Source organism: Rhodothalassium salexigens DSM 2132, assembly GCF_004341375.1.
Classification (GTDB): domain Bacteria; phylum Pseudomonadota; class Alphaproteobacteria; order Sphingomonadales; family Rhodothalassiaceae; genus Rhodothalassium; species Rhodothalassium salexigens.
This window is the reverse complement of the sequence record NZ_SLXO01000010.1, coordinates 1-25,522: the sequence shown is the minus strand read 5'-3', so window position 1 is coordinate 25,522 and position 25,522 is coordinate 1. Positions and strand designations below refer to the sequence as shown.

The window sequence follows — 25,522 nt, the reverse complement described above, 5'->3', positions numbered from 1 at the left end:
ACGCCATGAAAAAAATGTCAGCCAAGGAAGCCAAGAACGGCTTCGGGTTGCTTCTCGACACAGCACGGGCAGAGCCCGTGGTGATCGAAAAACACGGACGGCCTGTTGTCGTGGTTATCTCGACGGAGGAGTACGACCGACTTAAAGGTCTTACGCACCGTAAAAATCAGGCAGCGGACAAAGCTGACAAGAGAGACGATCGCAGAGGATCGTGAATCGAAATTCTATGTAAGCCCATTTCGGGCAACCGATAACGAGGGAGTTCAGGGGTGTCGGGAGCAACAGCCAAGGTTCAGAGCTTAAGCTCTTTCGTTTGGTCAATCGCAGAAATCCTTCGCGGTGACTACAAGCAGTCCGAATACGGCAAGGTGGTCTTGCCCTTCATTGTGCTTCGGCGACTTGACTGCTTGCTAGAGGGGTCCAAACAAACCGTTCTTGATGCTGAAAAAACTCTGCCGGATAGCGCCGACGATGCTACGCGCGACATGATCCTTTTCGGTGCGGTCGGCGGCAACGTAAAGGTTTACAACCTTTCGCGCTTCACATTCGACACCCTGAAGGGCCAAGAACCCGGCCAGCTTCACCAAAACCTGATCGACTACATCACGAAGTTCTCGCCGAACGTCCGGGATATCTTCCTCGACAAGTTCCGCTTCACGGATCAGCTCAAGCGGCTGAAAGACGGTGGCATTCTTTGGAATGTGTTCGAGCGTTTCTGCGAGATCGACCTTCATCCCGAGACGGTCTCTAACCTCGAAATGGGCTACCTGTTCGAGGAGCTGATCCGCCGCTTCTCGGAAATGTCGAACGAGACTGCCGGGGAGCACTTCACTCCCCGCGAAGTTATCCGCCTGATCGTCGATCTTCTAATCGCCAACGACGACGCTAAGCTCACTGGACGCGGCATCATTCGCCAGGTCTATGACCCCGCTTGCGGGACCGGCGGTATGCTCGCACTAACCGAAGAGGCGCTGAAGGACTTCAACCCCAATATCCGCGTTGAGCTGTTTGGGCAGGAGTTGAACGACGAATCTTTCGGCATTTGCAAATCCGACATGCTCGTCACCGGCCACGATCCTGAGCAGATCGCCTTCGGCAACACACTCACCCAGGACGCTCACGCGAGCAAGAAATTCCACTACATGCTGTCCAATCCGCCCTACGGCGTGGACTGGAAGAAATATCAAGACCCTATCAAGGCCGAAGCCGAGAATATGGGTTTCGAAGGCCGGTTCGGCGTTGGTACGCCCCGCATCTCAGATGGGCAGCTTCTCTTTCTTCAGCACATGATCTCGAAAATGCGCGACGACGAGGACGGCTCGCGCATTGGAATTGTTATGAATGGCTCCCCCCTGTTCACAGGCGGGGCGCAATCGGGCGAGAGCGAAATCCGTCGTTGGATGCTCGAAAACGATTGGGTTGAGGCCATCGTCGCTCTGCCGACTGATCTTTTCTACAACACGGGCATTCAAACTTATGTCTGGCTCTTGACGAACCGGAAGCCCGCCAGCCGTCAAGGCAAGGTGCAACTCATTGATGCTTCTGGCGAGCGTTTCTGGAAGTCCATGCGCAAATCGCTTGGCTCCAAACGCCGGGAAATCCCAGATGAGGCACGCGCCGAGATCGTGCGCCTCTACGCGGAGTTTCTGAATGGCGAGAGCGGTGAATCTGAAGTCTCCAAAATCTTCAATACGACTGACTTTGGCTATCGGGAAATCCGGGTCGAGCGCCCCTTGCGGCTGAATTTCCAGGCCAGCGAGGAACGGATTGCTCGATTGGCAGACGAGAAAGCGTTCCAGAGGCTTGAGGACGACGAGGCCGAAGCTATCCGCGCCGCCCTCGCGACGTTACCCGGCACGCCCTTTACCAACCGTAGTGCGTTCGAAAGGACATTGGCAAAAGCCTTGAAAGGGGAAGGCACCAAAATCGGTGCGCCCATCAAAAAGGCAATCCTGAGTGCTTTGTCAGAACGGGACGAAGACGCCGATATTTGTACGGACAAGAATGGCAACCCCGAGCCCGATACAGAGTTACGCGATAACGAGCTTGTGCCGCTAAATGAAGACTGGCGGGAGTATGTGGAGCGTGAGGTCAAGCCCTTCGTGCCCGATGCCTGGGTTGACGAGAGCCACACTGACGCCCGCGATAAGCAGGTTGGTCGCGTCGGCTATGAGATCAATTTCAACCGATATTTCTATCAGTATGTGCCCCCGCGGCCACTCGAAGAAATCGATGAAGAGCTTAAAGCGCTCGAAGCCGACATCGCCGGGCTTCTGAAGGAGGTGGCAGCGTGAGCGAGCTTACTTTCCTTGAGAAATTCGCCGAGAAATACGCATGGAACCAAGCCCCTGCGAAGCGTCGGTTCCGGTTCCGCAAACGAGTTAATCGAGGTATGGAGGAAAAACATCGCCTCGCATTGACGCTTGGCGGAGTCATTGATAGGGCGCTCGAAGATGACGAGGGCCTGCAGTCTTCAGACTACTCAACGTACCAGGTATTCGAGGAGAGCGATCTTGTTTTTAAGCTAATCGACCTTGAGAATATTAAGACAAGTCGCGTGGGATATGTTCCACGTAGAGGGATCATGAGCCCCGCTTATATTCGACTTCAGCCTTCTAGCCCACTAACCTTTTCGCGGTATTACTACTGGTTCTTCTACGGGGCCTATCTGAACAATATCTTTAATGGCATGGGGGGTGGTGTTCGCCAAAATCTCACACCTACTGACCTCCTTGAGTTTCCTGTCCCTCTCCCTGACCTCGACACCCAAAAGGCCATCGCGGATTTTCTTGACCGTGAAACCGCCCGCATCGACGAACTGATCGATAAGAGATCAAAGTTTGCCGAGCTCGTACTTGAACGGCGCTTGGCTATTGTCTCGCAGGCCGTCACCGGTACGACTGGTGACACACCTTGGCTCTCCGCGTTGCCTGATGGCTGGAAAGCAGAGCGTGCAAAGGTCCACTTTCGGGAAAGCCAAGAACGTAGCAAAACGGGCGAGGAAGAGCTTCTGACAGTTTCGCATCTCACTGGTGTGACGAAGCGTTCTGAAAAGGACGTAAATATGTTCATGGCAGAGAGCAACGAGGGCTACAAACTCGTCGCGCCTGGTGAACTGGTCATCAATACAATGTGGGCCTGGATGGGAGCTATGGGAGTTAGCTCAGAGCACGGCCTCATCAGTCCATCTTACGGCATTTACTCACCGATTTCCGATGCGCTCCGGTCAGAGTTTGTTGATCTGATGGTGCGTTCTAAACCATTTATTGCGGAAGCTACCCGACGCAGCAAAGGCATCCATTCATCCCGCCTGCGATTGTATCCCGACGCGTTTCTAGACATGCGTTTGCCGATACCTCCGCTAGAAACACAAGACGCGTTACTGAAAGAAATCGCTAACCGAGAGGGCCGCGAAGATAATTTGCTTGAAAAGAACAAGAAGGCCGAGGCATTGCTTCAGGAGTTCCGTTCAGCGCTTATCACCGCCGCCGTAACTGGGCAGATCAATGTCAAGAACTGGGGCAGACAGGAGGAGACAGATCGTCGGCTCGACCGGATCGAAGAGGAAATGTCTATCCGGGAGGTGCGCGCATGACAAGGGTTTGGCTGGTTAGACTTGGCGAATATGGCGAGGCGGAAGCCTACGCATTGGAGACGGGTGAGCTTGCGACAGGCTGGTGCTTGCCCAATTTCACGGAAGCCCTAGACCGTGCCGCGATCCTCGCCGAACTGCAAACGGCGTATCCTGATGAAAAGCCGGGAACGCTCAAGAATTGGAGTGTCCAGCTCAATCAACTTTGCAACAAGGCAAGCGAAGGCGATCTGACTGTCACACCTCTCAAGACAGCTTCGCGGCAACTAGCCATTGGTCGGATCAAGGGCGGCTTTTTCGCCGCTAAGGGACAACATCCAGCGCGCAAGGTTGAATGGCTCCATACAGACCTGCCCCGCGATGCCCTGAAGCAGGACTTGCTCTACAGCTTGGGGGCGTCACAGACGATATGCGAAATCTCGCGCAACAACGCCGCCAGCCGCTTTGAAGAAATTGTCAAAACACGGCGCGATCCGGGCGACAGCGCTCTGCCCGCCCTTGAGCAAAGCAATGGCGATGAGGAAGACGCCGAGACCGAAAGCGCTATCGACCTTGTTGAGCTGGCGCGCGACCAAATCGAGCGGCATATCAGTTCCGCTTTTGTCGGACATGCGTTTACGCGCCTGATCGACGCAATTCTTCAAGCCGACGGCTATCAGACCAAGGTCTCACCGCCAGGAAGCGACAAGGGGATTGATATTGTTGCCGGTCAAGGCGCGCTTGGCTTCGACGGTCCGCGCCTCGTCGTCCAAGTCAAGTCGGGCGATCTCGTCACCGATCAACCTACGTTGCAAAGCTTGATTGGTTGCATTTCCGATGTTCAGGCGGAGCACGGACTTCTCGTGAGTTGGTCCGGTTTCACACCGCCTGTCCGCCAGCGTGTGAACGAACTTTATTTCCGTGTGCGTCTCTGGGGCCGCGACGAAATCCTGAATGCGCTGTTCCGCACCTATGACCGCTTGCCGGAAAGCATTCGCGCTGACCTGCCCTTGCAACGGATTTGGGCATATCTACCGCAGGAGGATGCCCAATGACGGAACATGCTGCCTCCAATGCCCATAAAGAGGATGTTCTTCAGGAGCATCTAATAGAACAGCTTGTCTCGACACAAGGTTATCTCCGGCGCATCGGCTCGGAGAAAAGCCTAGGCTATGAAGGGGAAATCCACTTCGACAAGGCGCTGGCGTTGGACCGAGCGCTTGTGGTTCGCTTCCTGAAATCCACACAGGCCGAAGCGTGGGAAAAGTTGGAGCAGCACTATACCGGCTCCGCCGAGGATGTGCTGTTCAAGCAGCTCGACAAGGCGCTTAGAGATCGCGGACTTCTCGATGTGCTCCGTCAAGGGATCAAGATCGTTCCCGGCATCCCCTTTACGCTTTGCTACTTCCGCCCGGCGAGTGGGTTGGAGCCGAAACGCATTGCCGAATACGAAGCCAATCTCCTCAGCGTGATGGATGAAGTCGTTTACAGCCAGAAACACGGTAACCGGCTGGACGTTGTTTTGTTCCTGAATGGCCTGCCCATCGCCACGATTGAAGCCAAGAACCTTCTTACTGGTACGACCTTCCGCCACGCTGAGCGGCAATACAAACAGGATCGCTCCCCGGCTGGCGAGCCGCTGTTGACCTTCAAGCGCGGGGCACTCGTCCATTTCGCCATCGACGAAGACAATGTGTCGATGACGACACGACTTCAAAATGGGAAGACGCGATTCCTTCCGTTCAACCGTGGACGAGACGGTGGCGCAGGCAACCCGGATATCGAAGATGAACACCGCATCGCCTATCTCTACCGCTCCGGCGATTGGGGTGAGGCAATCTTCTCGCGCGCGGTGCTGATCGATGTGATCGGTCGATTCATGACGCTGGAAGTCATTGGCAAGAACGAAGTGATGATCTTCCCGCGCTTCCAGCAGCTTGACGCCGTGCGCAAGATTATGGCGGACGCGAAGGCTCACCGTGCTGGCAAGAACTACCTTGTCCAGCACTCGGCAGGATCAGGGAAATCGAACACCATTGGCTGGCTCGCGCATCACGCCATCAACCTGCACGACACTGACGACAATCAGGTGTTTCACACGGCGATTATCGTCACCGACCGTGTTGTACTCGACCGGCAGCTTCAAAACACGGTCTCTCAGTTCGAGCAGACACAAGGCATCGTCAAAAAGATCGACGGCACATCGCGGCAGTTGAAGGATGCCATTGCCAAGGGCGCGCGGATCATCGTCACCACTATTCAGAAATTTTCGACGGATCACCTCAAAGCGCTGTCCGGTCAGGGCAAGCGCAATTTCGCCGTCATCATCGACGAGGCGCACTCAAGTCAATCCGGCAAGAGCGCCCAAGCGATGACAGACGCACTGACCCGCGAAGCAACGTCCAGCGATGACATCGAGGATTTGATCGCCGAATATCAGAAGGCGCGCGGCCCGCAATCGAACATCAGCTTCTTCGCTTTTACCGCCACCCCTCGCAACGTGACGCTTGAGCGGTTTGGCGTGCAGGGGCCGGACGGCCTGCCGCATCCATTCCACCTCTACTCGATGCGCCAGGCGATTGAGGAAGGCTTCATTCTGGACGTGCTCCAGAATTACATGACCTACAAAGCCTACTATCAGCTTGAAAAGACGATTGAAGACGACCCCGAGCTGAGCGGTCGGCGCGGTCAGCGAAAAGTGGCGCGGTACGCGAACCTTCATGCCACCGCTATCGGCCAGAAGGTCGAAATCATTGTCGAGCACTTCCGCCGCCATGTGATGGGGATGCTGAACGGTCAGGCCAAAGCAATGATCGTTACCCAGAGCCGTGAACATGCGCTGCGCTATTATTTCGGCGTGAAGAAGTATATCCGCGATGAGGACTATACGAATTTGAAGGCGCTCGTCGCGTTTTCCGGCGAGCTTGACCTTGACGGCGAAACCTACACTGAGGCGGACCTCAACGACTTTTCAGAAACAGAGCTTCCGGGTCGCTTTGATGGTTTCAAGCCAGACGGCACACCGTATCCCGAAACCTATCAAATCCTGATTGTCGCGGAGAAATACCAGACTGGTTTCGATCAGCCCAAGCTTTGCGCCATGTATGTGGATCGCAAGCTCGCTGGTCTTCAGGCGGTGCAGACCCTTTCCCGCTTAAACCGCACGCGCGCCGGGAAGGACCAGACCTTCATTCTCGACTTCCAGAACACAATCGAGGACATCCAGACGGCGTTTAAGCCCTTCTACGAGGTAACGACCGTCGAAGCCATGTCCGACCCCAATCAGGTCTATGACCTTGAAGGTCGGCTCTATCGCTTCGGCTACCTCGACAAGGACGAGATCGAGCGATTTGCGCAGACTTATTTCAAGGGGCCGCTTAGCGGTTCAGATCGCGCGCGATTGGAAGGTCTGGTGCGCCTTGCTGTCGGTCGTTTTGAAGCGGACGACGACGAAGGGCGGCAGGAAGAGTTTCGCCAGCTTCTCAAGAGCTATGGCCGCTTCTATAGCTTTATTGCACAGGTGATCCGCCTAGAAGATACCGACCTTGAAAAGCTCGCATCTTATGGAGCTTGGCTTGCGCGCCTCCTGCCGAACCGTGAAGTGCCACCGGAGATCGAAATCACCGAGGACATGCTTCGGCTTCAAGCTTTCAAGGTAGAGCAGAAGGAAGCGGGTAGTGCTTCACTAGAAGCAGGAGACACTGAAGCCCTCAAGGCTATCAGCGAGTTCGGGGCGAAGCCGTACACCGAGGACGAGAAGAAAGAGCTTTCAGAAATTGTGAAAGCCTTCAACGAACGGCATGGGACGGAGTTTAGCGAAGCCGACATGATCCGCTTTGAGCAGGTCAACCGCGAGATCATGGACGAAGACATGACGGAGATGCTTCGCAACAACCCGCCAGACGTTGTTTACGCCGCCTTCCGGGATGCCTTTTTCCAGGGCGCAATCCGCATGTTTCAGCGGGACAACGAAATGCGCAACATTGTCCTGACCGACGCCGAAGCGCGAGACAAGGCGACCAAGCATTTCTTTAACAGGGCACTGCGTGAGGTTAGAGACCAATCCTAGTTACCCGCTGAATACAATATCTAGCGAGAGCGAGCCAAGAAATGTCAAACGAGCTTATGCCCCTGCCATCCGTTGAGCTTATGCCCCTGGCATCCGTTGAAATGACGCGCGCATCAAACGTGCCGGACCTCTTGGGACGGATTAGGCCAAAATGGCAGGTTAAGGGCTTGATAGGCCGTGTTCGGCATTTGCTTGATGAAGCATATCGGGCCGCCTTTAGCGTTGACGCTCTATGGCCCTTCGAAATGAGGAGTGGTTAATTGGAAACTATTAGTTATCCGCTAGTTGAGATGGCGCTTCAGCGGGTCGATGGCGCATCTTTCGAAAAGTTCTGCCACGCCTTCTTCGCCGCCCTGACGGGCGAGAATTTCGTTCCGCTAGGCGGTGTACATGATGGTGGGGCAGACGCCTTCACGGAAGGTGGCGTATTCGACGCGGGCCACGCTGATCATTTTTGGCAGGCCTCAGTCGAAAAGACACCAAGGTCAAAGATACGAAAAACGGTAAGTCGTCTGCGCGAATTCGGGCGAACCCCTGCTCAATTGACCTACTGCACATCGGTGGTCGTTCAGGACATTGACGGCGAAGAGGATTTGTTGGGTGCTGAGCTTAGTCTAAGAGTGCGGATAAGAGATCAAAAGTACATTCTCTCCCACATCAATGACTCTCCCCAAACGGTTCAGGCGTTTAATTCGTACCTCGCCCCGCAACTCGCTTTCTTGAGGGATATCGGCGGCACGACACTGCTAAGCCATACTCCGGATTTGCCAGCTCGGTCTCTATGCGTATTCCTGGGCCAGGAAATTGAGCGTCGCAGAGGCGACACGCAACTCTTGGAGGCAGTAACCGATAGCCTCATTCTTTGGGCCATGGAGGGGACTGACCCAGACAAAGGTATCTTTGTTACACGGGACGAAATTCGCGAGAAGATCGAAGCTGCCTTACCGGCTGCACGCCATTTCATACGGGGGGTTATGGACCACCGCTTGAAAGCACTCTCTTCCAAACAGGGCACATCTGGCCGCGAAGTTAGATGGCATAAGAAGGAGGATAAATTTTGCCTCCCCTATGAGACCCGTCTCTTGGTTGAACAGGAAAATGTTGAGGACGAATCTCTAAAGACCCAAGTGAGTGACATTTTCAAGATGAGAGTGTCAGGGTTTACGATTCCTGACGAACCCGACGCCCTGATGGAGCTTGTTGTCGGAACGTGCCATCGCACGCTCGAAATTACATTCGAGAAGCAAGGCCTAGAGGTGGCCTACTACTTCGCGGAAGAGGAACCCGAAGACTATGTAACCCCAAGCATCTCAGAAAATGTTGATTCTGCCATGGAGGCCTTGTCTGTCGGTTCCGACAAGAGGCAACTCGTAAAAGAGACCTCTATGAAGGTATTGAGAAGCACCTTCTACGAGAGTACGGAAGAAGAACGAGTTTATTTATCAAAACTCAGTAGAACCTACACCCTTATTTTTGTTCTAAAAAATGAACCAAAGATTGTAGAATACTTCCGAACGATGTCTAGAGACTTTTTTATATATAGGTGCGGACCTAATTATTAGAGCAATATCAGAATATTTCCTGCCTGAGGAAGACCGCATTACCTGGAACGTTTTTAAGATCGTCCAAGCCGCAGGCTCAACAACTATTCTAACTGAGAAAGCCCTAGAAGAAGTGATTTCTCATATTCGCGCGGCGGACTTTGAATTTCAAAATTTCTACATGGATATAGAGCCCTCCATTAATCGAGAATTTGCCCGGCATATAGACCGAATCCTGATCCGGTCGTACTTCTATGCACGTTTTGATGATGAACCAAAGAGGAAGAAACCCTCCGGGTGGAAGAGATATTTGGGGCAGTTTTGCACATACGAGGATTTGCATTCTGAAGCAGGAAAAGACTCTTTACGGCGATATCTCTGTGAAGAGTTTGGATTTTCCTACGAGAGCGCATCAGACATGAGTCAAGGTGTTGACGCCGATGACTTGGAAAAATTGAAGGATAAAATTATCAGCGTTCGGAAGGGACCAGCTCGAGACAAAGAGAAAGAGGAAATTCTCTCCTTTAACGATGCTCTTCACGTGTTACGCGTTTACGCTAAGCGACGAGAGTTGGGCGAAGCAAAGAAACCGAATCCGTATGGGTATCGCACATGGTGGCTCACCCATGAAACGCTCGTACGACGGGCAACATCGGAAACCATAAAAGAGAATGGCGCACAATATATGATGCGCCCGGAGTTCTTGCTTAACTTCATTGCTCTTTCACCCTCTACGGAAGATGTACGGAAAAGTTTTGGAACTGTCTTCCCGACCCTCTTGGGCGTAAAGCTCTCGAATCGAATGAGAGACGATGTGTTCAAGGATGTCGTGAAGAAAGTAAAGGAGTCTTATGAGATCAGTGAAGCTCGCGCTCGCGCCACTGTTGGTGAATTATCGGACAAGCTGAAGGGAGATTTCTTTAAGAGGTACGAGTCAGAACTTCGAGAACAGCGCAGACACTAGTGGATTGATTCCAACGTTTGGAACCCTCTGTTTCGAGCGGCGATGATGTCATCGGGACGGGCTTTCCAGACGAACGGTTTGGGGTTTGCCGCATTGTATTCGCTCACGAAGCGGTTGATGGCGGCCTGGAGTTCGACGACGGAATGGAAGACGCCGAGCCTGAGCCTGCGGCGCGTGAGTTTGGCGAAGAAGCCCTCGACGGCGTTGAGCCAGGAGCACGAGGTCGGCGTGAAGTGGAAGGTCCAGCGCGGATGGCGGTCGAGCCAGGCGCGGACCTTGTCCTTCTTGTGTGCCGCGTAGTTGTCGAGGATGACGTGGATGTCCCTGTCCGCCGGGGTCTCGCGCTCGATGCGGTTGAGGAAGCGGATAAACTCCTGATGGCGGTGGCGCTGCATGTTCTGTCCGATGACCGTCCCGTCCAGAACGTTGAGGGCGGCGAACAGCGTCGTGGTGCCGTGCCGTTTGTAGTCATGGGTCATGGTGCCGGCGCGGCCCTTCTTCATGGGCAGGCCGGGCTGGGTGCGGTCGAGCGCCTGGATCTGCGACTTCTCGTCGACCGAGAGCACCACCGCATGGGCGGGCGGATCGACATAGAGGCCGACGATATCGGTGAGTTTCTCGGCGAAGGCCGGGTCGTTCGAGAGCTTGAAGTGCCGCCAGCGGTGCGGGCTGAGGCCGTGCGCCTTCCAGATCGCCTGGACCGTCGACGGCGCGACGCCGGCGAGCGTCGCCATCGCGCGCAGCGTCCAGTGGGTCGCCTCGAACGGCGGCGGTTCGAGCGTCAGGCGGACGATCCCGGCGACGCGCTCCGGCGGGACCGGTGCCTTACCGGGCGGACGGGTCCTGTCGCGCAGCAACCCGTCGACGCCATCGTGCATGAAGCGTTCCTGCCAACGCCACACGCAGGTCTTGGACTTGCCGGTCCCGGCCATGATCGCCGCAGTTCCGAGGCCGTCGCCGCTGAGAAGGACAATACGCGCCCGCCAGACATGCTTCTGCGGGCTCTTGGGGTCTGCGACGATCGCTCGCAATCGCTGGCGCTCGCGAGACGACACGGTAAAGGAGATGTCGGTGCGCATGCGCCAGACTCGCACGCCGGCGACGAACATGGAATCCTCAATCGGACTCTTTCGTTCCGATCAATCCACTAGGTCATAGCCCCACAAAGGCGTAGCCAGATTTTGATCGCAGCGAGTTTGAGCATGGTGCGGTAGTTGGAGGAGCATTTTTCGCAACGCGCCCCGGTTCGTATGAATGCAGAAGATGCTATTCAGAACTCGGCGATCCTCTATGGCCAACGACCTTAGCCGGAAAAAGAGCCAGGCAATTTGGCTCTCGCATTCAGATCCCGGCTCATGGCGAAAACGGCGGTGCCGACAGCATATCCTCGGACTGGACGAGAACTCTACAGCTTCGCTTCGCACGGGTTATCGCATTGTACAATAGGCGCCGCTTCTGTTCGTCATCGTTCGGGACATTGTAAGGCCAGAGAACGATGACATGATCAAATTCCCGGTTCTTGGCCTGCTGGATCGTCATTGCAGTGAATTCAGCGTCGGCTCGTTGACCGTACCGCCGCCGCACCGATAACGCCTGACCGAGCTGGCGTCGTAGATCATCCCCGCTGAATTGCTCTACGCCCTGTGTGCTGCGCTGCCTCTTCACCCAGTCCCTCAGCGTCCTGACCGCAGGCTTGCGCCGGTGCGCTGCCATAGCGGCGAGTGCTTCATCTGCCGTGCAGCGGCCAGCTATGCCGAGATTATCCCACAGCGCATCTCCATCTTGTGCATCGCTGCTTTCCCATCTGATCCTGTAAGGACCGTTCTGTCTTTGACCGACAGGCCCTTCGCCAACCCGTCTAACTGCATCGTCTGCAAACCCGCCTTGGCGAGACGGTGTAAGCACTGCGACGCTTCCTCCGTTGCGCCATGCAATCGCGTTCGCGACAAACGTCGCCCTGTAATTTACGTGTCCGGGCGTTGCGACGACCTTGAAACGTTGACCGTCCGGATTCACGGCCCGGCCTTCTCGCACTGCAATAGCCGCTTCAATCAACTCCGCGTCTTCGGTCCGCCGACAGCCTTCGAGGATAACCGGCTCGCAATGCTCCCTTATCCACCCTTCAATCGCGATCGGCAAAAGCGCTGTGTTCAGGCACTGGAACTCGTCATAAGCCAGCAGGATGGTTCCCGACTGCGCCAAGGCAGCGATCATGGCCGATCTTTCGGCGCTAAGATCCTGCGCTTCATCGACGAGAATATAAGGATAGGTCAGAGTGACCCATCTCCGCACATCATCACGTTCCAGAAGGACAGCGGCCAGTCTGCAGGTGCGTTCGTACTCGTTCTCACCGGGCATTTGGTGACCGAGATGTCTGGCGAGCCGCTGCCACCTCTGTGTGACCCGCCACGCGAAGCTATCCAATGTCATTGCTGCAAAGCGACCCGATAGGTCATCTACGTCGCGCAGCCGAGCATCGAGTCTACGCCGCGACCCGTGCATGAAGGTCAGCGCCATGACCCGCTCATGATCAACCAACGGACGTTCGCGCAGCGCCTCCGACAGGCTTTCCATCAGGCGATAGGTTTTTCCTGCCCCCGCCGGTCCTTCGAAAGCGACGACTGTCATTGCGTGAACACTAGTCTGGGGATATGGCCTCCTTGCCCCTGCTCTTGCGTGAAATGAGGGTTTTCGGTTCCGGCGCAAGCCTCGGCGATGGCGTGCAGAAGCACGCGGGTACGAACGCGGCAAGCGGCGCTTTCCGATAAGGCATTGGCGACTATTTCGTATGCGACGCCGTCACCTTTGAGACCATTGTTGTTCCGGTCACTGGATTTCAGGCGAGCCACCAGCGTCGCGGCGTCGCCGGGCGCTGTCGTTAAATCCGTATCCAGACGCGCAATCACCGCAGCTTCGTCTGCTTCGAGAAGCCAACCAATGACATCCTCCATCGTCCAGTCATCAGGCCAGCGAAGAACTTTCTTTGCTCCTGCGTCGGGTGCATCAAGAGCATCGGCGTATCCGATTCCGGCGGGGTCGCCATCAACCAGCGCCATGACCTTCGGATGTGCTTTGGCAAGTGTTTCACAGGTCTCTTCCACCTTGGCGTCATCGGTCGGCACCACGCCGATTCGTACGCCGAAGAGACAAGGCTGCTCGCGCTCAGGGGCTAGCTCTGCAACGCGTAACAACAACGCCAGCCAATCGAAATCGTAACGCCCTTCGGGCACGAGAAGGAACTCGCTCATCATTGCGGCCGCGGTTTCGACCCTGTTGATCTGGTAAAGCCTGCGAACGGCGTTAATCGCGTCCTGCCCAAGTGGCTTGGGCAACATCGGCCGCGCGTCCATCCTGCCGTCCTCGTTACGTACGACAAGCAGAGAGTCGGCGTCGCAATATCCGGCGACGAGCGGAGAATGCGTGGAAATGATGGTCTGCGTCGAAAGCGCTTGCAGGCGCGATAGGACGCGCCGCTGCACCGCTGGAGGCAGGTGCAGTTCCGGTTCTTCGAGTGCCATGAAGAAGCTCTCGCCATCCTCAATGCGCTTCTGACCGAAATGGAGGAGCAGAAATAGGCTTTGCAGTGAGACTAGCCCGCTGCCCTGCCGCTTTGACGGAATCGGCGTACGGTCACCGGTCTGGAAATGAGGCATTACCGATTCCAGGACCCCGGCGCTGTCTGTTGCCGTTAGCCTCAGGCGCATCGGCGTAGATGTGCCAAGAAGGTTGTTTATCTCTTCATTGACCTCGTTGACGACCGGGCTCAAGCGCGCATCGTCTTCGAGTTTCCGGGCCGGATCGCGGAGCCTGTCTCGCTCATCCAGAATCGTCTCAGCCGGAAGGCCGTCGGTGGAGCGAATGACGCGCCTGAACAGTTCGGAGCTGAAAGAGAGCATCCGGTCCCAGGACCGGTTCGCCGGTACGATGAAAAAGCCGATATCACGAATCAGCTTGGCCGGAACCCCGACATAATTTTCGTCGGCGAAAACATCGATATCGTTGCCGTCGTTGAAATAACGCGCGGTTTCGACTTCTAGGCTCTCCCTGTCGAAACGAGCGGCAAATACAATCTGGCACGCCAAATTCTGGCGATCTTCTGTCTTTTCCGGCAATACATCTCCGGTTTCCGGATCGAACCAGAACGGTACGCCCCGTCCATCGCGGAACCAGTCGGTATGCTCCGCGAAATCCTCGGGTTCAAATCCAGCCAGGGTTGCCGTGATTTTTATTCTGCTGAGTGGTTCAGGGGCCGAGCCAAAGAAGTCGTGCTCCGTCAGATTACGAACCAGCCGGTCACGCCCGAGCACTAGAGCCAGCGCCTCAACGACCGTCGTCTTGCCGCTATTGTTAGGCCCAATGAGAACGGAATGGTCGTGGAACTTTATTGTTCCGGAACTGATGCCGCGAAAATTCTCTATTTCAAGCAAAACGACTTTCACAATTGTTCCCCCGATCCCTGAAAGACTTATGGCGGACGCATAGGTCTCCTTTAAGAAGCTAACTCAGCCATCATCAAACGCTTTTCACCGTAGCAACCTGTATGCGAAACATCGAGAAGTTCTACATTTCTGTTTGTTTTCACTGGTGGGGCGCGTCCGGCATAGCCGGACCAGGCTCTACTCGCACCTGCGGCGCTCCCCGAGCCCCTGCTTCGCAAGGCTCACGAAGGGTCTCGGCCATTCGGTAACGATCCCTCGCGCGTTTAGGCGGCTGCGCCGCCCCTGTTGAGCGGCCTTTGGCCGCTTCTTCTTTGTCTTTCTTGGGGGCTTGCGGCCCCTTGGCCGTCAAGGCCAGGCCCTTCGCTTGGGCTCCGGGCGGACGCGCGGCGTTCCCCGACCTTCCTCCCTTTGGTCGTGCAGGCCGGGTGATCCCCCTTTCCCCGCGTCCGGCCTCTGACGGCCCAACCCCCGCTCATTGCCGCGTGGCTAGTCCGTTTGCAGCAGCAGCGCAAACGCGAACAGCCAAAAGGAGAAAGGCAATGAAAGCTGATGTTTACACCCGTGTAACTGACAAGATCGTCGCTGACCTTGAGAAGGGAATCCGTACATGGCTCAAACCGTGGAACGCCGAGCACGCCGCCGGGCGAATCACAAGGCCGTTGCGGTTCAATGGTGCGCCGTACAATGGAATCAACGTCCTGATGCTTTGGGCGTCTGCCGTGGAGCGGGGCTTTGCCGCGCCCATCTGGATGACATTTCGGCAGGCAAAGGAATTGGGTGGGCATGTCCGCAAGGGTGAGAAGGGTTCCCTTGTGGTCTATGCCAACACCATTACCCGCACGGAGGTTGACGCCGACACCGGCGAGGAAGAGGAACGCGATATTCCGTTCATGAAAGGGTATAGCTGTTTTAACGTCGAGCAGATCGAAGGCTTGCCCACGCATTACTACGCCGTGGCCGAGCCGCAGCTTGACCCGGTCGAGCGGATCGAGCGGGCGGAATCGTTCTTTGCCGCGACCCGCGCCGATATCCGGCATGGTGGCAATCAGGCTTATTACGCTGTCGGTTCCGACTATGTGCAGATGCCGCCCTTTGAAGCGTTCAGGGATGCCGAATCCTACTATGCGACCCTGGCCCATGAGGTGACGCACTGGACGCGCCACCCGTCCCGCCTTGAGCGTGACTTTGGGCGCAAACGTTGGGGCGATGAAGGTTACGCCGCCGAGGAGCTTGTTGCCGAGCTGGGTTCTGCCTTTCTGGCCGCCGATCTTGAGCTGACGCCGGAGCCCCGCGAGGATCACGCCGCCTATATCGGATCATGGCTGAAGGTCTTGCAGAACGACAAGCGCGCGATCTTCACCGCCGCCGCGCATGCACAGCGCGCCGTGGATTTCCTGCATGGCTTGCAGCCGAGCGCCGAGCAGGCCCCGGAGCAAGCAACAGAACACGCAGCCGAACAGGCGGCCTGAAGCACTGCCCCCGCATCACGCGGGGGCAGTTTCTTTCCCGCCCGACCCACCCCTATGTGTGGCCGCTCAGGGCTTCGCGGCATAGGCTCCGGTCGCTTTGCGCTTCCTGCGCCATGGCGCGCCGGTTGTACCGGCGCTTGGTATCTTCTGGCTATAGCCTGGCTGCGCCAGTGGTTTGGGTATTTGTGTCTGCGCTTCGCGCACGGCCTTGAGTTGGGCTTCCGGCAATGAGTCAACGACCGAGGCGCGGGCCTCTTCATCAGACCATGCCAGCCGCTCGGTATCCTCGCGGCTCACCGTGCGTCGTGCCCGGCGCAGGGTATCGCCGACCTGGTAGGCATTTCTGCCCTCGCTGGCGACGACCTCAAGTTCCAGCATTTCGTTGCTATCCATCGGATCGAACAGCACCTGCGCCGTCACCGCGCGGTGGCCGACCTTCACCCGCTGGCTCCGGTCATACCGGTTCGGCTGGAACACGCTTTCATGCCAGCGGATCACGTCGCCCTCGATAAATTCCGCACCGCAGACAATCCATTGCTGGCGTGTCATGGCGCGCCCCGTTCCACGTGTTCCGCCATGACCGGCGGTGCCGTGGCCGGTTTGCCCGTCGTTCCGCGCAGTTGCGCGGAGACGACATGGACGCCGCACATATCGGCCTTGTCGATACATGCGCCCTTCAGATGCGCGGTGCGAAAATCCGCCCCGTCGAGGAAGGCCCCCGATATGTCGGCACCGCGCATATCGGCGCCCCGGAAGAAAGAGCCGCGCGCATAGGCGCCGCACAGCCTGGCGCCTTCGAGGTTCGTGCCCTCGAAATCCGTCCATGCCAGCGCCGCCGCGCCGAGATCAGCCCCGGCCATATTTGCGCCTTCCATGCAGGCCCCGTTGAGGTTGGCGTGGCGCAGATCGGCTTGCTCCAGATCTGCGCTCTCAAGGTCCGCCCACCACATGCCCGCCGCGACCAGCGTCGCGCGGCGTAGTCGTGCGCCGCGCAGGCTGGCATTCTTGAGTGAACAGCCATTGAGGTTTGCGCCTTCGAGATTGCCACCCGTCAAATCCGCACCGCTCAGGCAGACGCCTTCAAGGTTGCAGTTTGATAAATCGGCACCGGCCAGACGCGCCTGCCGCAGGTAGCTGCCGCGCAAATCCAGCCCCGCCAAACAAAAAGCCTGCCCTTTGGGCAGGCCATGATGGCGCATATGGCGGCAGAGTTCGGAAACGGTGCTGAACTCCATGACGCCGAGAAATGTGCCGCTGGAATCGATGATACGAATGTCGAAAGGTGTTTGTTGTTTGAACATCTCCATGAATTACTCCCATGTAGTATGGGGTAATTATACTATTACTAGTAGAAATTAACGGTTAATGGCACAATCGATTGTTAATTCTGGACGTTTTTCTGTTTGGATGGTTCAGGAAAACAAAAATCTGCGGCGATGATTGCCGCAGATTCAGTGTTTGATAAACCGTGGATGGCCCCGCCGCGTTATCCGGCAGGAGCTTCATCCACGAGATCGATTTTCAGCCGCTTGCCGATGACGGCGGCGGCCCGCTGCATCGTGTGCAGCTTGACATGCGTCTGGCGCGGATCGAGCAGCCGATCAAGTTGTGACCGGCTGGTTTGCATCCGCTTTGCCATCTCGACTTTGGTCAGTTTTCTTTCCTTCATGGCCTCTTCGATCTGCCATGCGAGAACCCGCTTGATCGCCACTTCCGTGGCTTCCTCAAGCGCGCCTTCTTCCTCAAGAAAGTCGTCGAAGGACGACCCTATATGTTTCTTAGCCATCTCAGTTCACCTCTTTCATACGCCGCACGGCCAGGTCCAAATCCGGTTTCGGTGTCTTCTGGCTTTTCTTGACGAAGCCGTGCAGCAAAACCATTTGCCCTTCCGCGATACAGAACAGCACTCGCGCAATGCGGCCTTTCGGCAGGGAGCTGCGAACCTCCCATATCCCCTTGTGGGATGAGATCGGCCTGCACACCGGCATGCCGACCGGCCAGCCGAACTCGACCGTCTTGATATCCTCGCCAATGACTCGGCGATCCTCGCGGTCGAGGCCCTTCAACCACTCCCGGACGGGTTCACTTCCCTTTCCCGTCCGGTAAAAGACAGCGGGAATTCGCTTTTCCGCATCGACCATGCCTGTACCTTTCAAGGTACATTATGTACCGTGCGCGGTACTTTTGTCAAGGCTGCGGAAGGCTTGGAAGGCTCAGCTCCCCGCCTGGTCGAAGTGCTCCGGGGCCATCGGGTTCGGATCGGCGCACTCGTTCAGCGTCGAATGGAAGTAGGGCAGCTTTTGCGCCCGGATCGGGCGCAGCCCGCCCCGGAAGAACAGCAGCTCTTCCTGCGGCCCCATATGCATAACCTCGTCCGGCGTCATCAGTGGGCGGCCTGTCTCGCTGATGTTTTCCCTGTCGCCGCTTGATCCGCTCGACCACACGGTGGTCTTGCCGAGCAGGTCGGAGGCGTATTTTGCGGTGAAGAGATCGTTGGTGCCGAAGAACTGCACGATCCGCGCATTCCCGATAAAGGTCTCCCAGCGGTCGCGATAGGTGTCCTTGAGCTGGCTGAGGTCTTGCAGGATCGGCCACATCTTGACGCCGTAGCCGCGCCCCTCTGCCATTCCGCGTTCGGCCATGCGGAGGTGGCCCAGCGCGGCAAACTCATCGAGCAAGAACAGCACGCCGGGCCGCGTCGGGCCTTGCGTGCGTGAGAGCGCCGTCAGGCTGAGCGTGATCATCAGACGAAGCCAGCGGGCGAACTGGCCGTTGACGTGCTCGAAGGGCAGGCAGAGATAGATCGTCATCGGTTTGCGCTTGAGGTCCGCCAGGTCGAAATCCGACGTGCCCAGCACCAGCCGCATGCGGTTGCTGTCGAGGAAGTTGGTGTGCCGCTGTGCGGTGGAGAGCACCGCCGGGCCTTCGCGATCCGACTTCGAGAGGAAGCGGTTCGCGGCGCGGGCGATCAGCCCGTCGGCTTGCGGCAGCTTGGACATCTTCTTGAGCAGGTCGGTCCAGTCTTCCGGGGCGAGCGTGATCAGCTCGCGGACCGTGAGCAAATTCCGGCGTTCCGGTGTCTCCATGAAGGCGACATAGAGGATGAGGCCGGTCAGCAATGACTCCGCTTCATCCGAGAAATGCCCCTCGACGCCGGACGTGCCCTTGTCGCGCAGCACGAGGGCATTCGCCATCATGGCGGCATCATCGCCCACGTCGTCGCTGTTGGTGTCCAGCCAGTCGAGCGGATTGAACGCCGAGCACGGTAAATCCCATGGCGGGCCGCTATGCAGGCCCCATGGGTTCAGGACATGGACCTCCTGGCCCATCTCCCGACGCCGCCGTGCCGTGATGGCGGCGTTCTCACCCTTGGGGTCATTGCAGATGAGAGAGCCCTGCCATGTGAGCAGGTTCGGAATGATCGAGCAGACACCTTTTCCAGCCCCCGAGGCGGCCACGGTCATGAGGTGACCGTCGCCGTCGAACCACAGCCCTTCATCGGTCAGGTCCGGGTACTGGCCGATATAGACGCCGCCCTTTTCCAGCAGCCCGGCTTTCTTGATTTCCTTGTCGTCGGCGAACCGGGCCGTGCCGTGGCTCGACAGTTCGGGCTCGTCAATGGTCTCGCCATAGAGCGCCTGCCAGATACGCCACCCCGCCACAAGGCAAGCGTAACCGACCGCCGCAACGCCGGGCCAGAAGGTGACGATGGTCTGCATCCGGGCGAAGTTGGCGGTATCCCCGGTGACGCCATCGGCATAGAGCAGGAGGGGAAAACCAAGACCTAGGGAAAGCTGCCACAGACGGACGTGCCGCCAGCGCCATTCGTCCTCTTCGTCGTCCTCATCTTCCGGCTCTTTGGCCGATTTCGGGATGCCGAACATAGCCAGAACACCAAGCCCCAGAAACAGGAACCCGGCTGCCACCGATGACCGTGCCGCGTGCCCCCACGCAAGGGGCATGTCGTCGCCGGTAAGGGCGATCACGCCAAACGGAACGGCGATGCCGATGGCAGAGAGGGTGAGGAGTTCTCGGGCTTGTATGTTCACATCTGTTCCCCTCCGTTCCTGGCGCTTCCCTTGTTACAAACTGTGGCTGAAAATTGCACCACGGGAACGCGGATGACATCCGCGCGGGCGGGCGCAATGACCGCCCGTTCGGCGCTGGCGGAATACGCGAAACGCTCTTGTGAGCGTTGTTCCGCGCGCCGAAATCGTCTACGCAGGAGTGTGCGAATACTCGCATATTTTTCATAAATATGATAGGTTGAAAGTACCGATACTGGTGATGGCAAGCCGTGGGCGGTGTTACCGCCCAGACGGTCCGATCCCCGGACGCACAGGTTGCGCGCCGAGAATCAGACCTGCTTGGCAAGGGGGCTCCGTCCCCGTTGCATCCCCGGCCAGGGGTGCTTCTCCCCTGGACCCAGACCAGCGTTTCGGCGCTGGATCACGACCGGGTTTTCCGCCCCCGGTGACGGCCAGCCCCCTTCGGGCTGGACACCGCGTCAAGGCGCTTCGCCCTTGACGATCCCGACCGCTGTTTCGGCAGCGGCTTACGACCAGCATCCGTGCTGGAACGGCCAACCCCTTCGGTTGGATGCGGCGCCGGGTTTCGGCCCGACATGACGACCAAGGCGCGCCGCCCTTGGAACCCGGCGAGAGGGTTGCGCAGCCCCCTCGACCCCGCGTCAGGGGTGTGCCCCCTGAACCCGCACCAGCAAAACCGTGCTGGACCCGGATGCGCGCTGTAGGAACGACACCGGAGGTCGCCGATAGCAGCATGGCCCGCCAAGCCCAAAACGAGAAACCCGCCCGCAGCGAAAAGCGGCGGCGCAACAAGGTGGCCCATCTCCGCCTGTCCGATGCGGAGCATGAGCGACTTGTCACCGCCGCCGATAATGCGGGCATGTCTCTCGGGGCATATTTGCGCGCCTGCGCCCTTGGCGATGCCGGGCCACGTGCGGCGCGCAAGCCGCCGGTGGCGAAGCGCGAGCTTATCCGGCTACTGGGCCAGATCGGCAAGACCGGCTCCAACCTCAACCAGCTTGCCCGTGCCGTGAACAGCGGCGACGACCCGAACGGCCTCGCCGACGACATCAAGGCGGCGGTGGTCGATTATGCCGATATGCGCGCGGCGGTGCGCAAGGTGCTGGGGCTCGGGCCATGATTATCACCGGCAACAGCATCACGTTCTCGCTCGATCTTGTGCGGCGACTTCTCGACGACACGGTGGAAAACACCGGTATCGAGGCGCTGGAATACCGGGACGTACCGATCTGGGAGGTGGCGCACGCACTGCGTCACATGCAGATACTCAGCGCCGGGACCAAAGGCACCAAGGGCCTTTACCATGCCAAAATCCGCCCCGCCCCGGAATACAGCCTCACCCACGATCAATGGGTCGGGGCCACCGACATTCTGGAGGCCGAGCTGGACCTGGACGACCAGCCCCGCGTCATCATCCTGCATGAGCAGGACGAGCGCGCCCATCTTCACGTCATCTGGGCACGCACCGATATCGACACGCTGACGCTGCGCACCGACAGTTTCACCTACGCCGCCCATGAACGCGCCGCACGCGCGATTGAGGCCATGTTCGGTCACGATCCGGTGCCGAGCTGGCGCGATCCGCAGCCGGATAACGGAGCGGATGGCGCGCCATGATCATCAAGGGCAAAAGCCGCGCCCGGCCCAAGGGGCTGGCCAAGCATCTTGAGCGCACCGACACCAACGAGCGCGTCGATCTGTTGCAGGTGGATTTTTCCCCCACCGACAATCTTGAAGAAGCCCTTTGCGACATGCAGGCCCTCTGCCTTGGCACGCAGGGCAAGAACGGCCTGTACCACGCCAATATCGATCCGCATTCCGACTACCCCATGACGAAGGAGCAGTGGTTCCGCGCCGCTGACGTGCTGGAACAGGAGCTGGGCTTCGAAGGCCAGCCCCGTGCGATCATTCTGCATCAGAAAGACGACCGCGAGCATATCCATGTCGTATGGGCGCGCACGGACCTCGACACCATGACGCTACGTCCGGACAGCTTCACCTACGGCAAGCACGAACGCGCCAGCGCCCGGCTGGAGGAAGAGTTCGGCCACGAGCATGTGCCGGGCAAATGGCACAAGCGCGACATGGAGCAGGAGTTGCCGATGGCCGACTATAACCACGCCGAGTGGCAGCAATCGGAACGGTCGGGCTTAGACGCGGTGGAACGCAAGGCCGAGATCACGGCGCTCTATGAGCAGTCGGATAACGGACAGGCGTTTCAGAACGCGCTTGAGGATCGTGGCTATGTGCTCGCCAATGGCGACAAGCGCGTTTTCGTCGTGGTCGACATCGCGGGCCACGTTCACAGCCTCAACCGCCAGATTACCTCCGCCAAGGCAAAGGAAATCCGCGAGAAGGTCGCCGACATCGATCCCGCCCATCTGCCGGATGTGAGCGAGGCGCGCGAGCTGCAAGAGCAGCGCCGCGACGCCCGCCGCAGTGCTTCGGGCCGCGAGGATGCCGAGGCCCGCCAGCATGGCGCGGTGGACGCGCCGGACGTGTCTCAGGTTACGCCGGAGCCCGCACAACCGGTGAAAGACGCGTTGCCGGTTCTTGCCCCTGATGATCCGGCCCTGGCCGAGGCCCGCGCCGAGCTGGACCAGAACCACGCGCGTCGGCGTGAATATTTTGAGCAGGATTGGGAGAAGCGGATCGCGCGCGAAATGGATCTGGTCAATCGCCAGATTCGGGAGCAGCGCGAGATCGAGCGCAAAACCGACTGGAAGGAGATGGAAGGCAAGTCCGGCTTTGAACGGTTCGATCACAAGCTGCGCGACCGTCTCGACCGGAAACGCGTCCGTGACCGTCACGACGAGCGCCAGGCCCGCGAGAAAGAACGCGACGCCCGCGACGAAGAACGCCGCGAGGCCCGCATGGAAGAGCTGCTGCGTGACAAGGAACAACATCGCGACAAGATGGAGCGGACCTTCGAGCGCGAACATCAGCAGCTTGAAGACATGCATCGCCGCGATCAGGAGCGCGCCCGGCAGCAGGAACTGGACCGCGCCCGCGATCCCAATCCGCCGGACTTCGATCCATCTGGCGACCGGCCGCCCGACCGTGGAGGTGGCTACGACCGATGAGCGGTCCTTCCCGACGGGAGGAGCAGGACCGCAGGAGCGGACAACCCGTCAATCCTGGACCATCACAGGCACGGTTCAGCCTCAAGAGGCTGTTCAATAAGCTGACCGGCTTGCTTGGCATCCGGGCGCTGTTCAACTGGTTCGCCCGGCCGCGCGGTCCGAGGCCCGAGCCGATCAAGATTGATCCGGCGTGGTTCCCTGTGCCGCAGCCGACGCCTGCGCCCGAGGCTGACGAATGGCTTCCGCCGGGACTGGTGCCGCCCAAGCCGCACCTACCGTCATGGGAGCCGCCTTGGGTGCAGACGTTTGAGCCCCCGTGGGTGCCGCCGTGGGAGCAGGCGTGCGCATCGCCGCCAGAAGTTGCACCAGAAACAATGCAGGACGACGATTATGTTGATGAATACGCCTTTGCCGAGGACAACCCCGGGTGGGATGATGAACCAACGGAGCCGGCAGAAGACGCGATTACGGTCCGACCGGGTGAACGCGTACCGCTGGAGGCCGGGGAGCTCCTGCGGACCTACTACGCGCCCGGAATCGGTGATGTGCGGGTATTTGCACAGCTTGACCCAAACGAGATGGATATCGATCCTGAGCAGGTGCTTGGGCCAGATAATTTAGAGATGGATGGGCCGCAGCCCGAGAAGAAACCAAAAGTACCGAAGTAGGTCTCTGGGCCATGAATACAGAACCATAAAAGGATTGAGCGTAAGCACGTAGAAATTGTATCCTGATTGGAATTTTAGCTTTGGGGGGGGGGACCATTGATTAACGCGCATGATGCCACGGCTTCTATGCTCGGCTATTTATACCAAAGCCGTTACGCGCTTCTTCGCGCCCTCCAGGAAGGTAAGGGCAATCCAAGTCATACCCTGTCCATTGAAAAATTCGATGACGTTGCCTTTGAAGACACTGACAACCCACTTGAACTAATTCAAACCAAACATCATTCCAAACCGGGCGACACCTCAGACATGAGTGTCGATACCTGGAAAACACTTGGAATTTGGATTGGGCAGGTTAAAGGCAACCCCCAAGCGATGTCCGAAACCCGCTTTACGTTCCTTACGACAAGTACGGCGGCCCCTGAAACAGCTTTATCCAAACTTAGAATGTTTGGAGAACTGCGTGATGTCGATGGTGCTCAGGAAACCCTACTCCACGCGGCGAAATCCTCAACTAATTCACAGACACAGAAAGCGCGCGAGGCCTTTCTGGACATGGACTCCAAACAGCGTAAGTTGCTGATTGCCAATATTTGGGTGTTCGACGCCGCCCCGAACATTGTCGATGTTCGTGAAGAACTGGAAGAGCTTCTATTTTATGCAGCGCCCTCTGATCAATTAACAAATTTTGTCGATTATCTGGAGGGTTGGTGGCTTAGAAAAGTTATCGGCGCGCTTACGGATTCCCCTCCTCCATCTATTCCTCTTGCTGCGATTCAAAGTAAAATCGCTGATTTGCGTGAGACTTTTCAAGCAGCAAAGCTCCCCCTTGATGATGGCATCGATGCGATGCCGCCTATTGAGACATTGCCAGAGGACGAACGCGATTTCGTCCGACAAATGAAACTGATTGGCCTCGAGGAAAGCCCAACCCTTGCTGCCGTCCATGATTTCTATCGCGCGTCCGAACAACGCTCCCGTTGGGCGAGGGAAAACTTGCTGCTCGATGGCGAGGTCGATCGATATGACCGGGCCTTATACGACGCATGGAAAAGGAAATTTCACTCTAAAGTCGACGAAGTTAGGAACGGCTGTAGCGAGGATGAGAAAAAGAGAATCGGACGTTCGATATTTTTCTGGGCGGGCCTTTACAGCAAGCCTTTCCGGAATCGAGAAGAACTATGGCTGTCGTCAGGCTCCTATCAGATCCTTGCTGACTCAGTGCGTCTTGGTTGGCACCCTGAATTCAACGCGCTCATGAATGAAGAAGGTAATGTGTGATGAGATTGCCCATTTGGCGCGAGCGCTCACCTGAGGAAGCGAACCATTTCAACCCAGCTTACTGTGGTGCTTTGATCTATGAATTTGTCCACTCTTACACGCGAGCGAAGTCAGGCCCACCATCTTTCTGCTTACCGTTTTGTGCGATGCCCGTGGCTTTGCATCCGGACACACGAGACCGGCTTCCGAGAAGCATCATCACATCGCTATATCCATGGCTAGAACGGAACCCCGATGTCTTGGTTGGCTACGATACGCGGGCTCAAAACCTAGGTCCTGTTGACGAAGTGGATTCTCAAGGCGGTCGAAGCGTGATTCAAGACTGGCTTTTGGGAGGCGGTCTTGGTTCGCGGGTTGATGACGGACGAGGAGTGGGCGTTTTTCCAGCCCT

Annotated in this window: 22 protein-coding genes; 14 read left to right on the top strand and 8 right to left on the bottom strand. The window is 57.6% G+C overall.

The features are described from left to right. Positions 1-5 precede the first annotated feature (5 nt). From EV659_RS12170 to EV659_RS12140, 7 genes are all read left to right on the top strand, one after another. Positions 6-215, top strand: coding sequence for a type II toxin-antitoxin system Phd/YefM family antitoxin (locus EV659_RS12170; RefSeq protein WP_132709169.1), 210 nt, complete (start codon positions 6-8; stop codon positions 213-215). 54 nt (positions 216-269) lie between these two features. Further along, positions 270-2,294, top strand: a complete 2,025-nt coding sequence (locus EV659_RS12165) for a type I restriction-modification system subunit M (RefSeq protein ID WP_132709168.1) — start codon at positions 270-272, stop codon at positions 2,292-2,294. Then, positions 2,291-3,595, top strand: coding sequence for a restriction endonuclease subunit S (locus tag EV659_RS12160; protein ID WP_132709167.1), 1,305 nt, complete (start codon positions 2,291-2,293; stop codon positions 3,593-3,595). The genes EV659_RS12165 and EV659_RS12160 overlap by 4 nt, the downstream gene beginning before the upstream one ends. Then, a complete protein-coding gene (locus tag EV659_RS12155) occupies positions 3,592-4,626 on the top strand; it encodes a restriction endonuclease (protein ID WP_132709166.1) in 1,035 nt (344 codons plus the stop codon). Before EV659_RS12160 ends, EV659_RS12155 begins: the two co-directional genes overlap by 4 nt. Further along, positions 4,623-7,640, top strand: coding sequence for a type I restriction endonuclease subunit R (locus EV659_RS12150; protein WP_132709165.1), 3,018 nt, complete (start codon positions 4,623-4,625; stop codon positions 7,638-7,640). The genes EV659_RS12155 and EV659_RS12150 overlap by 4 nt, the downstream gene beginning before the upstream one ends. Positions 7,641-7,900: 260 nt before the next feature. Further along, positions 7,901-9,202, top strand: coding sequence for a hypothetical protein (locus tag EV659_RS12145; RefSeq protein ID WP_132709164.1), 1,302 nt, complete (start codon positions 7,901-7,903; stop codon positions 9,200-9,202). 112 nt (positions 9,203-9,314) lie between these two features. After that, the gene (locus EV659_RS12140) at positions 9,315-10,145 is read left to right on the top strand and encodes a hypothetical protein (protein ID WP_132709163.1); all 831 of its coding nucleotides are present in this window, start codon (positions 9,315-9,317) and stop codon (positions 10,143-10,145) included. Here the strand turns inward: EV659_RS12140 and EV659_RS12135 are convergent. From EV659_RS12135 to EV659_RS12125, 3 genes are all read right to left on the bottom strand, one after another. After that, complete coding sequence (locus tag EV659_RS12135) at positions 10,142-11,224, bottom strand: IS630 family transposase (RefSeq protein WP_132709245.1); 1,083 nt, start codon at positions 11,222-11,224, stop codon at positions 10,142-10,144. The genes EV659_RS12140 and EV659_RS12135 overlap by 4 nt on opposite strands. 274 nt (positions 11,225-11,498) lie before the next feature. After that, on the bottom strand, positions 11,499-12,773 hold the full coding sequence (locus tag EV659_RS12130) for an ATP-dependent helicase (RefSeq protein ID WP_132709162.1): 1,275 nt from the start codon (positions 12,771-12,773) through the stop codon (positions 11,499-11,501). Then, positions 12,770-14,584, bottom strand: coding sequence for an ATP-dependent nuclease (locus EV659_RS12125; protein WP_132709161.1), 1,815 nt, complete (start codon positions 14,582-14,584; stop codon positions 12,770-12,772). Before EV659_RS12125 ends, EV659_RS12130 begins: the two co-directional genes overlap by 4 nt. Before the next feature lie 539 nt (positions 14,585-15,123). On the opposite strand from EV659_RS12125, the gene EV659_RS12120 reads away from it, so the two are divergent. Continuing rightward, on the top strand, positions 15,124-16,053 hold the full coding sequence (locus tag EV659_RS12120) for an ArdC family protein (RefSeq protein WP_132709160.1): 930 nt from the start codon (positions 15,124-15,126) through the stop codon (positions 16,051-16,053). A 66-nt stretch (positions 16,054-16,119) separates the two neighbouring features. Here EV659_RS12120 and EV659_RS12115 read toward each other — a convergent pair whose 3' ends face one another. The 5 genes from EV659_RS12115 to EV659_RS12095 all read right to left on the bottom strand — a co-directional run bounded on the left by EV659_RS12115 (position 16,120) and on the right by EV659_RS12095 (position 20,102). Further along, positions 16,120-16,602: a hypothetical protein gene (locus EV659_RS12115; protein WP_132709159.1), complete on the bottom strand. Its 483-nt coding sequence runs from the start codon at positions 16,600-16,602 to the stop codon at positions 16,120-16,122. Beyond that, on the bottom strand, positions 16,599-17,360 hold the full coding sequence (locus EV659_RS12110) for a pentapeptide repeat-containing protein (protein ID WP_132709158.1): 762 nt from the start codon (positions 17,358-17,360) through the stop codon (positions 16,599-16,601). The genes EV659_RS12115 and EV659_RS12110 overlap by 4 nt, the downstream gene beginning before the upstream one ends. A gap of 179 nt (positions 17,361-17,539) precedes the next feature. Next, positions 17,540-17,839 (bottom strand): XRE family transcriptional regulator, encoded by a 300-nt coding sequence (locus EV659_RS12105; protein ID WP_132709157.1) that lies wholly within the window; start codon positions 17,837-17,839, stop codon positions 17,540-17,542. A 1-nt stretch (position 17,840) separates the two neighbouring features. After that, entirely contained in the window at positions 17,841-18,194 is a 354-nt protein-coding gene (locus EV659_RS12100) for a type II toxin-antitoxin system RelE/ParE family toxin (RefSeq protein ID WP_132709156.1), read from the bottom strand. A gap of 72 nt (positions 18,195-18,266) precedes the next feature. Beyond that, positions 18,267-20,102, bottom strand: coding sequence for a type IV secretory system conjugative DNA transfer family protein (locus EV659_RS12095; RefSeq protein WP_132709155.1), 1,836 nt, complete (start codon positions 20,100-20,102; stop codon positions 18,267-18,269). A 733-nt stretch (positions 20,103-20,835) separates the two neighbouring features. Between EV659_RS12095 and EV659_RS12090 the strand changes: the two genes are divergently transcribed. The 6 genes from EV659_RS12090 to EV659_RS15250 form a co-directional block, all read left to right on the top strand. Beyond that, entirely contained in the window at positions 20,836-21,222 is a 387-nt protein-coding gene (locus tag EV659_RS12090; RefSeq protein WP_165878876.1) for a plasmid mobilization protein, read from the top strand. After that, positions 21,219-21,719 carry a relaxase/mobilization nuclease domain-containing protein gene (locus EV659_RS12085; RefSeq protein ID WP_132709153.1) on the top strand — a complete coding sequence of 167 codons (501 nt, stop codon included), beginning with the start codon at positions 21,219-21,221 and terminating at the stop codon, positions 21,717-21,719. Before EV659_RS12090 ends, EV659_RS12085 begins: the two co-directional genes overlap by 4 nt. Further along, positions 21,716-23,185, top strand: coding sequence for a relaxase/mobilization nuclease domain-containing protein (locus EV659_RS12080; RefSeq protein WP_132709152.1), 1,470 nt, complete (start codon positions 21,716-21,718; stop codon positions 23,183-23,185). Before EV659_RS12085 ends, EV659_RS12080 begins: the two co-directional genes overlap by 4 nt. After that, positions 23,182-23,853 (top strand): hypothetical protein, encoded by a 672-nt coding sequence (locus EV659_RS12075; protein ID WP_132709151.1) that lies wholly within the window; start codon positions 23,182-23,184, stop codon positions 23,851-23,853. Before EV659_RS12080 ends, EV659_RS12075 begins: the two co-directional genes overlap by 4 nt. Before the next feature lie 96 nt (positions 23,854-23,949). Beyond that, positions 23,950-25,131, top strand: coding sequence for an ABC-three component system protein (locus EV659_RS12070; RefSeq protein WP_132709150.1), 1,182 nt, complete (start codon positions 23,950-23,952; stop codon positions 25,129-25,131). Next, positions 25,131-25,522, top strand: a 392-nt coding sequence (locus EV659_RS15250; RefSeq protein ID WP_221400796.1) for a three component ABC system middle component, incomplete at its 3' end; no start/stop codon positions are given. The genes EV659_RS12070 and EV659_RS15250, both read left to right, overlap by 1 nt.

Excerpts from the sequence above, each read along its gene's own strand:
- EV659_RS12170 (WP_132709169.1), top strand. The coding sequence starts at position 6 with ATGAAAAAAATGTCAGCCAAGGAAGCCAAGAACGGCTTCGGGTTGCTT.
- EV659_RS12155 (WP_132709166.1), top strand. The coding sequence starts at position 3,592 with ATGACAAGGGTTTGGCTGGTTAGACTTGGCGAATATGGCGAGGCGGAA.
- EV659_RS12150 (WP_132709165.1), top strand. The coding sequence starts at position 4,623 with ATGACGGAACATGCTGCCTCCAATGCCCATAAAGAGGATGTTCTTCAG.
- EV659_RS12135 (WP_132709245.1), bottom strand. The coding sequence starts at position 11,224 with ATGCGCACCGACATCTCCTTTACCGTGTCGTCTCGCGAGCGCCAGCGA.
- EV659_RS12130 (WP_132709162.1), bottom strand. The coding sequence starts at position 12,773 with ATGACAGTCGTCGCTTTCGAAGGACCGGCGGGGGCAGGAAAAACCTAT.
- EV659_RS12120 (WP_132709160.1), top strand. The coding sequence starts at position 15,124 with ATGAAAGCTGATGTTTACACCCGTGTAACTGACAAGATCGTCGCTGAC.
- EV659_RS12115 (WP_132709159.1), bottom strand. The coding sequence starts at position 16,602 with ATGACACGCCAGCAATGGATTGTCTGCGGTGCGGAATTTATCGAGGGC.
- EV659_RS12110 (WP_132709158.1), bottom strand. The coding sequence starts at position 17,360 with ATGGAGATGTTCAAACAACAAACACCTTTCGACATTCGTATCATCGAT.
- EV659_RS12105 (WP_132709157.1), bottom strand. The coding sequence starts at position 17,839 with ATGGCTAAGAAACATATAGGGTCGTCCTTCGACGACTTTCTTGAGGAA.
- EV659_RS12100 (WP_132709156.1), bottom strand. The coding sequence starts at position 18,194 with ATGGTCGATGCGGAAAAGCGAATTCCCGCTGTCTTTTACCGGACGGGA.
- EV659_RS12090 (WP_165878876.1), top strand. The coding sequence starts at position 20,836 with ATGGCCCGCCAAGCCCAAAACGAGAAACCCGCCCGCAGCGAAAAGCGG.
- EV659_RS12085 (WP_132709153.1), top strand. The coding sequence starts at position 21,219 with ATGATTATCACCGGCAACAGCATCACGTTCTCGCTCGATCTTGTGCGG.
- EV659_RS12080 (WP_132709152.1), top strand. The coding sequence starts at position 21,716 with ATGATCATCAAGGGCAAAAGCCGCGCCCGGCCCAAGGGGCTGGCCAAG.
- EV659_RS12075 (WP_132709151.1), top strand. The coding sequence starts at position 23,182 with ATGAGCGGTCCTTCCCGACGGGAGGAGCAGGACCGCAGGAGCGGACAA.